This is a genomic window from Nodularia harveyana UHCC-0300 (genome assembly GCF_034931085.1).
In the GTDB taxonomy this organism is placed as follows: domain Bacteria; phylum Cyanobacteriota; class Cyanobacteriia; order Cyanobacteriales; family Nostocaceae; genus Nodularia; species Nodularia harveyana.
In genome coordinates this window covers 38,609-50,073 of sequence record NZ_JAYGHG010000036.1, presented here as the reverse complement: position 1 = coordinate 50,073, position 11,465 = coordinate 38,609, and the positions used below count along the sequence as shown (strand labels likewise).

The following is an 11,465-nucleotide window of genomic DNA, read 5'->3' as shown; positions in this document are numbered from 1 at the left end:
GGCATACCGGAACCTTTGCGCTAGACGCAAGCAACGCTTGGGGAGATGAAACCTCTACTCATGTTGGTGAAAACCTGCATGAGCAAGTTATGTCTTAGATCCAAGAATCCCCGTGCGTTCACGCCGGAGAGTGTCAAACTCATATTGATACTTATAAATCTTACCTATAGATGCAATGGTTTTTAATTGGTTCCGCCGTAAATATAACGATTCCTCTGATACCCCCTCGGAACAACAACAGGAAGAAACCCCTCTAGCACCAGAAACCCAAGCAGAACCAGCCGTAACTTCTACACCGGACTCGACGGCAGATTTATTAGCTTTTGCTAAATCTGCTTATAAGAATATCCAGGAAAAACAACAAACTCAAGCAGTAGAACCTGTAGCTGATGCGCCAGATGTCGAAGCAGTAACGGAAACACCGGAACCTGTAGCTGATGTGTCAGATGTAGAAGCGGTTACAGAAACACCGGAACCTGTAGCTGATGTGTCAGATGTAGAAGCGGTTACAGAAACACCGGAACCTATAGCTGATGCGTCAGATGTAGAAGTAGTTACAGAAACTCCAGAACCTGTAGTTGATGCGCCAGATATAGAAACAGTACCGGAAACTCCAGAACCTGAACCACCTACGGTAAGTGAAGTTACCCCAACTGAAGAACCAGAAACTGCACCCACCGCAGCAGCCAATAACTTATCATTTTTAGAACGGGCGGCGGCAGAACGGCAAGCCAAGCAAGAACGGCTGATAGCTAACGCCATTGAAGTCCCAGCACCGGAAGTATCAACACCTACCACAGAAATCAGTGCAGAGGTAGGCGGATTAGCTTTTGATGAAGGTTTTGTTTGGTCAGCAGAAGTATTAGCGGCCCAAGGTAGACGGCCAGAAGATGTTTCCCTGGAGGAAATTACTTGGCTGAAAAAACTGCGCCAAGGCTTAGACAAAACCCGTCGTAACATACTTAACCAACTGAAGGCCATTGTTGGGCAGGGGCCACTAAATCAAGCGGCTGTGGCAGAAATAGAAGCTGCACTCTTACAGGCTGATGTGGGCGTAGAAGCTACAGATTATATTATTAGTGCGCTACAGAAAAAACTATTAGCAGAAGTCACCCCGCCAGAGGAGGCGATCGCCTACCTGAAACAACTGCTGCGGCAAATGTTAGATGCACCATTACAAACAGCCGGAACTTCTAGCTTTACCCCAGAAAAAGAAACCTTAAATATTTGGTTAATTACGGGAGTCAATGGTGCTGGGAAAACCACTACTATTGGCAAAATATCCCACCTCGCCCAAAAATCCGGTTATAAATGCTTAATTGGGGCGGCAGATACTTTCCGGGCTGCGGCTGTAGAACAGGTGAAAGTTTGGGGTCAACGCAGTGGTGTGGAAGTTATTGCCAATCCAGGGAAAAATACCGACCCCGCCGCCGTAGTCTTCGATGCGATCGCCGCCGCCCAAGCCCGACAAACCGAATTACTCCTAGTAGATACAGCCGGGCGACTACAAAACAAGAAAAACTTAATGGATGAACTCGCCAAAATTCGGCGGATTATCGACAAAAAAGCCCCTAATGCCAAAATAGAATCCCTATTGGTTTTAGATGCCACTCTAGGGCAAAATGGACTGCGCCAAGCTGAAGTTTTTGCCCAAGCCGCCCAACTCAGTGGCGTAGTCTTAACCAAACTAGATGGTACAGCCAAGGGAGGTGTAGCCCTAGCAGTTGTGCAGCAGCTAGGTTTGCCCATTCGCTTTATTGGTGCTGGGGAAGGCATCGAAGATTTGCGTCCCTTTTCTAGCTACGAATTTGTCGAAGCCCTATTGAGTGGTTAATTGGCGTTTGTTCAGTTAATATTTTTCCTTATCGGACTTACGCACAAGTGACGGAATAACCTATCGCTAACGCGAAGCGCATACCACAGAGACACAGAGTACACAGAGAAAACAGGGTTTGAGTGGTCACTGCGATGCCCTGAGCAGTTCGGCAAGCTCTGTCGAAGTGAGATATTTTGCGTAAGTCCTGCCTTAGTGTGCCTTAGAATAATTGATTTATTTCAACACCAAGGCGCAAAGGCACAGATAAGACTCAGTAATCAAGGCTATAATCCTGGAAACTTCACATTCATAGGAGAAAACCAACAAAGTTCACAAAATTGTTTTGTTGACAAAGGATTTTTTGGAGTCTAAAGATGTATGATTTGGTGAAATACTCCGACACTCGGCCAAGGCATTTTAGTCCCTGTCATGCTATCTAGCATATTTCTAATGGCAATATGCAGCCTAGAGAAAAATTTAAAAGTCCGTGTAGAAGCGAAAGAAATGGAAATATTAGATACTTATGGGCAACAAGCCGGAAAATTAACAAAGATAATTATTGATCTAGAGATTTTATAAGCAAATAAAATATTTATCTCTAATTATGTCTGACTTTTACCTATATTAAGTGCAATCATACCTTTGCCTGTGTCTCAATTGCCCTCTCAACCCACTGATAGTAATAGTAGTACTGCGACGGATGTCACCCCAGTCGTCGCACTCAAAGAACTCGTGGCACGGCTGCACCGAGAACAGAATAAAATCCAAGATTTACTCAGTTCTTTAGGATTTGCTCTGAGAAGCTTCAATAACTTAAACCAGTTTTTGGAGTTAATCCCGCTCATGGCAACTAGAGTAACAGATGCAGATGGTAGTGCTTTATTCTTGCATAAACCTAACGGTCAAATTAGGTTAGAGCAGCTACATTGGCAGGATAGCCGCCAGCGTAAGAACATCCGCAAAGCCTTAGAAACCGCCAGTAGTCAAATTACCCTGCTCTCCAATTCAGCCCCTTTAACAACAGCTACCGGGATTTTAGATGACCAAATGCATCGCCACTTGGGGCCTGATGTGCAAATCTTTGGCACAGCAATTCTGGTGAAGCATACGGAACGAGGGTGGCTTTACGTCCTCAGCCGTGACCCGGAATATAGCTGGACGGAAACCAGACAAAAGTTAGTCAGACTGGTAGCAGACCAAACAGCTGTAGCCATTGAAAACGACGAACTAGCGGTAGAATTGCGGAAAAAAGAGCGCCTCGATCAAGAACTAGAAATTGGTGCAGAAATTCAACGGCGACTCCTACCACGTAACTGCCCAAATATTCCTGGTGCGTCTTTAGCTGCACGTTGTAAACCTGCTAATCGTGTGGGTGGAGATTATTACGATTTTATTCCCACTAATAACGATCAGGTGCAGATTACTGCCCAGGAAAGGGGGTGTTGGGGTTTGGTGATTGGGGATGTCATGGGTAAAGGTGTCCCTGCCGGCTTAATTATGACCATGATGCGGGGAATGCTGCGGGGAGAGGTATTACATGGTAATTCCCCATCGGTAATTCTGCAAAACTTGAATAGAGTTATGTATGCGGATTTAGAAAATTCTCACCGCTTTGTGACGCTGTTTTACTCGGAATATAACCCTTTTAACCGAGTTTTATCTTATAGTAATGCGGCACACAATCCTCCCTTGTGGTGGCACGCAGCCACTAAAACCATTACCCGCTTAGATACGTTGGGAATGCTGATTGGTTTAGATGCCAATAGCCAATACGAAAATGCCCAGGCACAGCTAGAACCGGGTGATACAGTTATTTATTATACAGATGGTTTGACTGATGCGGCAGCTGCCAGTGGCGATCGCTTTGATGAAGAAAATTTCGTTGCTGCCTTTAGCGCAGCTTGCAGATACTGCACTGAACCAGAGGAAATTGTCGATTACCTATTCAACCAAGTTCTGCAATTTATCGGTAGTGAAAAGCAAAACACCGATGATATGACCTTAGTTGTCCTGAAAATTCAATAACGAACCACTGACGACACTGAGAAATAAGAGTTTGATGAACGGGCAAAGATGCCCGCACCATAGTAGATTTGGGTATCTTCTGGAGTTGATAGGTTCTTTACACTGCGGTCATTTCTGGTTCTGTCTGATATAGATTCCCAAAAAAGTCGTAGCGGTCTAGTGCTTCCAATATTCCCCAAGCATAATTCCCTTCCGCAAAGTAAATTTGTGGATAGCCATGCAACTTTTTCAGTTCGGGACTGTAATTACCCACAACCACAGCTAAAGTATTCCCAGACAGCATCGATTCATCATTACCAGATGCACCTGCTACTAAGAATCGTTTAATTGGTAGTCCCCACTTCAAGGCACAATAACGAATAGCATCACCTTTAGAAGCCCGGATCGGTAACAAATCAAGATACATATTATGGCTATAAATGCCTTTAACATGGAGTCTCTGTCTTCGCAAATGACGCATGATTTCCTTAAAGCTTAAGGATTTGGATTCATCAATAAAGTAACTGAGTTTAAACTTACCTTGAGCTTCCGGGGGTTGTAACTCGACTCCGGGTAGTTCCTCCATTGCTTGACGAACCACCTCAGCATTCCAATGGTAGCTAATGTGTCTTTGCCAGTTACTATCTGGGACTACCTGCGGCCCATAATAGATTTCACTACCTGCCGATACAATTAGCAAATCCGGTCGGGGGAAATGCCATTCTTCTAACATCTGCAAAGAACTTTCTAAATTTCGCCCGGTAGCAATCCCCACCCCAGTGGACTGACCTTCGTTCCTTAGTCGTTCAATCAGTTTATGTAAAGCTTCCTGGTCGCCTAACAGAGTATTATCTATTTCACAAACCAGAAAACGATCTGCTGTTGGTAAGCGGTTTTGGTCGGGAATGTTCCAATCAGGTAAGTCAGTTGCTAAAGCTTTTGCTAGGGGACTCAGTACAGATTTTACTCGTCTTTGTGGTAACTGCTGCACCTGTTCTAAATAACGTTCTACATGACTAGACCAAGAGAAATTGTCTCGAACTCGATCTAAGCCATTTTTAGACCAAGTTTCCCATTTTTCCCGATCTGTGAGTGCTGTTCGCAGACCATCCTGAATTTGTTTAATATCTAGAGGGTCAATCAACATCCCATTTTCGCAAGCCTCTAGAATATCTCGCGGTCCACCATCTGATGTAGCGATAATTGGCACACCACAAGCTGTAGCTTCAATTAAGGTGAGACCAAATGGCTCGGTTAATGCCGGATTGATAAAAACGCCCCTTGTTTTCGCCAACAATCGATACAGGTCAGCTACCTCATCGGAACGGTGATGTTTAGGATAGGCGACGTATCCGTAAAGGTCGTAGCGGTCGATTAACTGGAAAATTTCTGTCAGGACTTGACGTGGCCCTGATTCCATCGTGGTGATATCATCTCGATTTCCTAAAATCAAGACTAAATTCGCTAAATGACGTAATTCTGGGTCTTCACCATAGGCTTTGACCAGAGTCGCTACATTTTTACGAACAGCTGGACGAGAAAGCGCCATAATCATGGGCTTTTCGGGATTATTGAGAAATCGTTTTAAATCTTGATAAATTGGTGGTTCTTGCCAATTTTCGGGAACGGGATAAAACTCTTTGAGTGCTACTCCTGGAGGAATAACAACCATTCTATTAGGTTGATAGTGGTCGTAAATGCCGTACTGCTGTGTTACTTCTTGATGGGTACTGGCGATGACTAAGGCTGCACTAGCCAGAGTCGCTTCCTCGGCTTCAATGCGTGTACTAATGTGATAAGTGTTTTCAATGGTTTCTTTTTTAGTACCATGTTCTAAAAGCCGTTGTTGTTTCACACGTCCTAGAGAGTGACCAGTGTGTACAAGTGGTACACCTAACCAACCAGCAATCCGACAACCCACATATCCCGCATCAGCGTAATGGCTGTGAATGACATGGGGTAATTTTCCTACTTGGCGCAGGTGTTTGAGTAATTCATCGGCAAAATTATCTAAATGCGGCCAGAGAACTTCTTTGCGGAGATAACGACGTGGCCCGCAGTTAACACGAATAATTCGGGCTTTGTCACTTAGAACTTCTACGGGTTGAGCATAATCAGAGCTAACTTTGGGATCATTAACTAAACGAGTTACCAGGTCTACGCGTTCTACTTGTGGATTTTCTGCTAAGGCTTGAGCCAGTTCTAGAGCATATTTAATTTGTCCACCTGTATCGGCATCTCGCCCTAATTCTAAATTTTTACCACGAATTAAGCCGTGAACACTGATTAGTAGAATATACAACCCTGGGCTATTTGACATTTTGCATTCCTCAATTTTACTGTATTACAGCCCGGGAACAGCTTATCTTACACATAGCTGTTTACCGCTACAGATTTAGTAAAAAAAATTCTGCTGATGTTTATGAATTATAAAACAAAAGGGTCGATTATTAATATTTTGTCTGTGGAGACTGTGGATCAAAGCTCTGTTACAAAGGTAAATATGAGTTAACTATTTACTGTATCAACAGTTACCAAAAAATGATTTATTTCTGCAAACATTAAATTTCTGCTTCAAGATTCTAGCTGTGTTCCAGTAATAAAACACCAATTCTGGGCTAGCGAGGAGTATACTATTTTTGAGTAATATCAGCCAAGTTACTATTATTAAGTTAAATTAGATACATCTAGCCAGGGATCAATCACAAAACCTATATTGTTGGTTTTTTGTCGGCACTGATTCTGATATGAATAAACTAAACAACTAGCAATACTTTCTAGGGTTCCCCAACTGGCGGATCATCGAAGACAGTAGGCAGGATTTTAAATATAAACTTATGGCGCTCATAGTTCAAAAATACGGTGGTACATCTGTTGGCTCGGTTGAACGTATTCAAGCTGTTGCACAGCGTGTTTACAAGACTGTTCAGGCGGGAAATTCGGTGGTTGTGGTGGTTTCGGCTATGGGTAAAACCACTGACGGACTGGTAAAAATAGCTCAGGAGATTTCTGAAAATCCCAACCGTAGGGAAATGGATATGCTGCTTTCTACTGGTGAGCAAGTGACTATTGCTTTAGTCAGTATGGCATTGCAAGAAATCGGACAAGCTGCAATTTCGATGACTGGCGCTCAAGTAGGAATTATGACTGAGGCTGAACATACCCGCGCCCGGATTTTGCATATTGAAACTGAACGCCTGAATTATCACCTTACTCAAGGAAAGGTTGTGGTAATAGCTGGGTTTCAGGGGATATCTAGCCTCGGAAATATGGAAATTACGACTTTGGGGCGTGGGGGTTCCGATACTTCTGCTGTGGCGATCGCGGCGGCAATTGAGGCGAACTTTTGTGAAATTTATACAGATGTCCCAGGGATATTAACTACTGATCCCCGTTTGGTAGCGGAAGCTCAGTTGATGGACGAAATTACCTGTAATGAAATGCTGGAACTGGCAAGCCTGGGGGCAAAAGTGTTACATCCCCGTGCTGTGGAAATTGCCCGTAATTATGGTGTGCCTCTGGTGGTGAAATCTAGCTGGGGTGATGATCCTGGTACTTGGGTAAGATCACCTAAACAGCAAGGGCGATCGCTAGTGAATTTAGAAATTGCCCGTCCTGTAGATAATGTAGATTTTGATACCGACCAAGCCAAAGTAGCATTGTTGCGCGTACCAGATAAACCAGGGGTGGCGGCGCGGTTATTTGGGGAAATATCTCGGCAAAATGTCGATGTAGATTTGATTATTCAGTCCATACATGAAGGTAATAGTAATGACATTGCCTTTACTGTAACTGCACCCATTTTAAAACGCGCCGAAGCAGTCGCAGCAGCGATCGCCCCAGCCTTGAGAAATCAATCTCACCCCAACCCTGACGAAGCGGAGGTGATGATAGAAAAAGATATTGCTAAAGTTAGCATCGCTGGCGCGGGAATGATTGGTCGTCCTGGGGTAGCAGCGAAAATGTTCGCCACCCTAGCAGAAGCGCAGGTGAATATCCAAATGATTTCCACCAGTGAGGTAAAAGTTAGTTGTGTGGTAGATGCTACAGAATGCGATCGCGCTGTGGCTGCACTTCGTGATGCTTTTGAAATTGAAGAAGATCATGAGATCAAGGAAGAAAAAGAAGCAATCTCAGCCTCATTTTCCTCCCATCCCCCCGTCCGTGGTGTGGCGCTGGATATCAACCAAGCACGTCTCGCAATTCGTCAAGTACCAGACAAACCAGGGATGGCGGCGAAATTGTTTGGACTATTAGCCCAGCATAATGTCAGTGTGGATATGATTATTCAATCTCAGCGCTGTCGCATGGTGGACGGTATTCCTAAACGAGATATTGCTTTTACAGTGTCGCGGATCGATGGGGAAAGTACACAAAAAATGCTGACTCAAGTAGCCGGAGAGTTAGGATGGGGTGAAGTTGTCTTAGATAATGCGATCGCTAAAGTCAGTATTGTCGGGGCTGGAATGCTGGGACAACCAGGAATTGCAGCTCAAATGTTTGAGGCTTTGGCGGAACATAAAATCAATATTCAAATGATTGCTACCTCAGAAATTAAAATTAGCTGTGTGGTAGCACAAGAAGAAGGTGTGAAAGCTTTGCAAGTGATTCACGCCGCCTTTGGTCTAGCTGGGAGCAAAAAATTCGTGATTCCAGTTTAATACTTGTCTGTGAACAGTTATCAGTTAAAAGACATAATTGGGTTGGAATACCTAACTAAATCACCGTGATAACTGTTCACTAATTTAATAGTTGCGATCGCCGCTATCTTAAATTAATCAGCTAACAATAAAATCAGAAAATTTTACTCATAGCCAAAATGATTTGGCGGAAAATATAACAGTCAGTCAAAAACTCACTAAAATTCTGAACAAAATGGTACGCTTTCACTATCAGAAACGCTACCAGTCTGTAACTGAACTTTTACAGGATATACAGCAGGTGAAAACCCATAAATTTACTCAGGAAAAACAGCATCAACCAAAACTTTGGTTAATTTTAGTCAGTATAGTTAGTTTTATCGGGTTGGTTACAGCTACCTGGTTTGTGTACTCAAGCAGAAATCTGGTAACTGAAATTAATTTAGAAAATAAATATCAGCAGGGTGTCAGAAAATATCAAGCCGGAAATTATCAAGCCGCCATTGAGGATTTCACCGAGGCGATCGCACTAGATTCTCAAAATTATCTAGCTTACAATAAACGAGGTAATGCTTTTTATCAGTTGGGAGACTATCAGCAAGCGCAGGTAGATACCACTAAAGCCATTGAATTAAATCCTCAAAATGATGATGCTTATTATGATCGCGGATTTGCATTATATGAACTAGGCAAATATCAAGAAGCAATTGCTGACTACACCAAAGCCATTGAATTAAATCCTCGAAATGAAAATGCCTATTATGGGCGGGGTTTAGCTTTAGTGAAGATAGAGGAAAATAAACAAGCTAATGAAGATTTCAGCACAGCAATCAGACTGCAACCTCATTATATTAAAGCCTATTTAGAACGTGGTATTCTTCGCCGTCGCCTGAGAATTTTCCAAACAGCAATGGATGATTTTGATGCGATCATTAAGATTAATCCCGATGATGCTAGACCTTATTATCAAAAAGGTTTGATTCAAGCTAGTAATCAGCAAAAATATGCAGCTATTGGAGAATATACTGAAGCAATTAACCGTGATCCCAATTATGCATTAGCCTATCTGCGCCGGGGTAATATGTATAGTGAATTGGGGTATAAATTGGAAGCTACTGAAGATTATAATCGAGTTTTACAACTGAATCCGCAATGGGGCGTAGCTTATAATCATCGGGGTATTCACCGCTTTTCTTTTGGAGATTACAAAGGCGCGATTGCAGATTATACCAAAGCCATTGAACTAGATTCTCAGGACGCTGCGGCTTACAATAACCGTGGTAATGCTAATTCTCAAATATGGTATCTCCAAGCTGCGAATAAAGATTATTCCCAGGCGATCGCCATTAATGCCGAATATGGTTTAGCCTATTATAATCGGGGTGTGAATCGCGCGAAACAGCAAAATCGACAAGGTGCGATCGCCGATTTCCAAAAAGCTATTCAACTATTCCGAGAAAGTGGTGAAACAACTAGTCTTAGAGATGCACAGAAAGAACTAAACTTATTACTAAATAAGTGAATATAAGAACCCCACCCCCAACCCGCAAGCGACGAGGGGGCGTTAAATTGGCAAATATTGTTAACTCACCCCGGCTTTAACTTCCTTCAAACTCACCCCTCTCCTTAGTAAAGAGAGATGTTGGGAGTGAGGTTATATTTTTGATTAAAAGCTTAATTTTATAGGGATGAGTGATTTTTGAAATTTGATGGGGAATACTGAAATTAATATTCTTTGTCAAATGAAGGCAAATTCTGACGAATGGACTGGAAAACAATCCTGAAAGCGCAACAGACCGATTTTATCGCCAGACTTGAATCTGGTGATTTACTATATTGTGATAAAAAAGGAAAGCATAGTGAGTTAACTGTCATCTCCGGTGAGAGGTTAAAGCAATTACAGGGTTTTTGCTGGGAGATGATCACAAAGTTTAGACCCAATGACCCGAAAAAGTACTTCATCAAAAACATGAAGGGAAAGCTGGGTGAGGAAGTTGTGAAAACCCGTCTAGGTGAATTTGTAACTGAAGTTGACTATGAAAAATGCCAGGGTGGAGATAGAAAAGTTGATTTTACCTTAACTTCTGACTCATCTGTTGGTATTCAGGTTAAAGTTCGTCATGGCAATTTTGATCAAATTCAATGGTTTGTTAGTCGAGAAGAAATTGCCAAAAATGCCGTTCTAGTTTGTATTTTAATTCAAGAGGAAGTGATTAAACCAGAGGCTCAATGTAATCTTATTCTAGCCGGTTTTTTACCAACTGATATGATCCCTGTGACTGGTGATAAAGCTTCTGTAAGAATAGATGAATTGCTCTATGCTGGGGGTTTACATGGCTATTTAGATGATTTGATATCATCCAAAGTTGATAAATATATTGATTTGGCTAAGGAATGTTGTAATAAAAAAGATTATGAAAGTGCGATCGCTTATTGTAATCAAGCGTTAGAATTAAAACCCAATAATTTTGATGTTTACAATGAACGGGGTGCTTGTCGCTATGCATTAGGAGATAAGCAGGGTGCAATTGATGACTATACCCAAGCTATCAAAATTAATCCCTATTCTGCGAAGGCTTACTACAGTCGGGGGCTTGCTCACTCTGACTTAAGAGATAAGCAGAATGCAATTGATGACTATACCCAAGCTATCAAAATTAATCCCAATTATACTGATGCTTACTACAGTCGCGGGTTTGCTCACTCTGAATTAGGAGATAACCAAGGTGCAATTAAAGATCTTCAAATTGCTGCAAATTTAGAGAAAGAATCAGGGAATGAAAAATCCTATCAAGATGCCATCAAAAAAAGCGATGATAACTATCTCATTGAATGAGGAGAGACTAGCGCCAAAGTGGTTCATTGTTTCATAATTTTGTGTAAGTCCTGTTAATTAATCATCTTCACTCTAAATCAGGTTCTACACCCAAAGTCCGCTATTCAACCTCTGTGTCCTCTGCGCCTCTGTGGTTTAATAAATTGTTCTACCCTGTTGCGAAACCTTA

Annotated in this window: 7 protein-coding genes; 6 read left to right on the top strand and 1 reads right to left on the bottom strand. The window is 42.4% G+C overall.

What is annotated here, in order from left to right:
* Positions 1 to 175 precede the first annotated feature (175 nt).
* From ftsY to VB620_RS17905, 3 genes are all read left to right on the top strand, one after another.
* A complete protein-coding gene (gene ftsY, locus VB620_RS17915; RefSeq protein ID WP_323197510.1) occupies positions 176 to 1,834 on the top strand; it encodes a signal recognition particle-docking protein FtsY in 1,659 nt (552 codons plus the stop codon).
* 432 nt (positions 1,835 to 2,266) lie between these two features.
* Positions 2,267 to 2,395, top strand: coding sequence for a hypothetical protein (locus VB620_RS17910; RefSeq protein WP_323197509.1), 129 nt, complete (start codon positions 2,267 to 2,269; stop codon positions 2,393 to 2,395).
* 63 nt (positions 2,396 to 2,458) lie between these two features.
* Entirely contained in the window at positions 2,459 to 3,841 is a 1,383-nt protein-coding gene (locus VB620_RS17905; RefSeq protein WP_323197508.1) for a PP2C family protein-serine/threonine phosphatase, read from the top strand.
* A 97-nt stretch (positions 3,842 to 3,938) separates the two neighbouring features.
* Here the strand turns inward: VB620_RS17905 and VB620_RS17900 are convergent, their stop codons facing one another.
* Positions 3,939 to 6,140, bottom strand: coding sequence for an HAD-IIB family hydrolase (locus tag VB620_RS17900; RefSeq protein ID WP_323197507.1), 2,202 nt, complete (start codon positions 6,138 to 6,140; stop codon positions 3,939 to 3,941).
* Between the two features lie 517 nt (positions 6,141 to 6,657).
* Here VB620_RS17900 and VB620_RS17895 point away from each other — a divergent pair.
* The 3 genes from VB620_RS17895 (at position 6,658) to VB620_RS17885 (ending at position 11,296) form a co-directional block, all read left to right on the top strand.
* Positions 6,658 to 8,481, top strand: a complete 1,824-nt coding sequence (locus tag VB620_RS17895) for an aspartate kinase (RefSeq protein WP_323197506.1) — start codon at positions 6,658 to 6,660, stop codon at positions 8,479 to 8,481.
* Positions 8,482 to 8,695: 214 nt separating this feature from the next.
* Positions 8,696 to 9,982: a tetratricopeptide repeat protein gene (locus VB620_RS17890; RefSeq protein ID WP_323197505.1), complete on the top strand. Its 1,287-nt coding sequence runs from the start codon at positions 8,696 to 8,698 to the stop codon at positions 9,980 to 9,982.
* Between the two features lie 240 nt (positions 9,983 to 10,222).
* Positions 10,223 to 11,296 (top strand): tetratricopeptide repeat protein, encoded by a 1,074-nt coding sequence (locus VB620_RS17885; RefSeq protein ID WP_323197504.1) that lies wholly within the window; start codon positions 10,223 to 10,225, stop codon positions 11,294 to 11,296.
* Positions 11,297 to 11,465 lie beyond the last annotated feature (169 nt).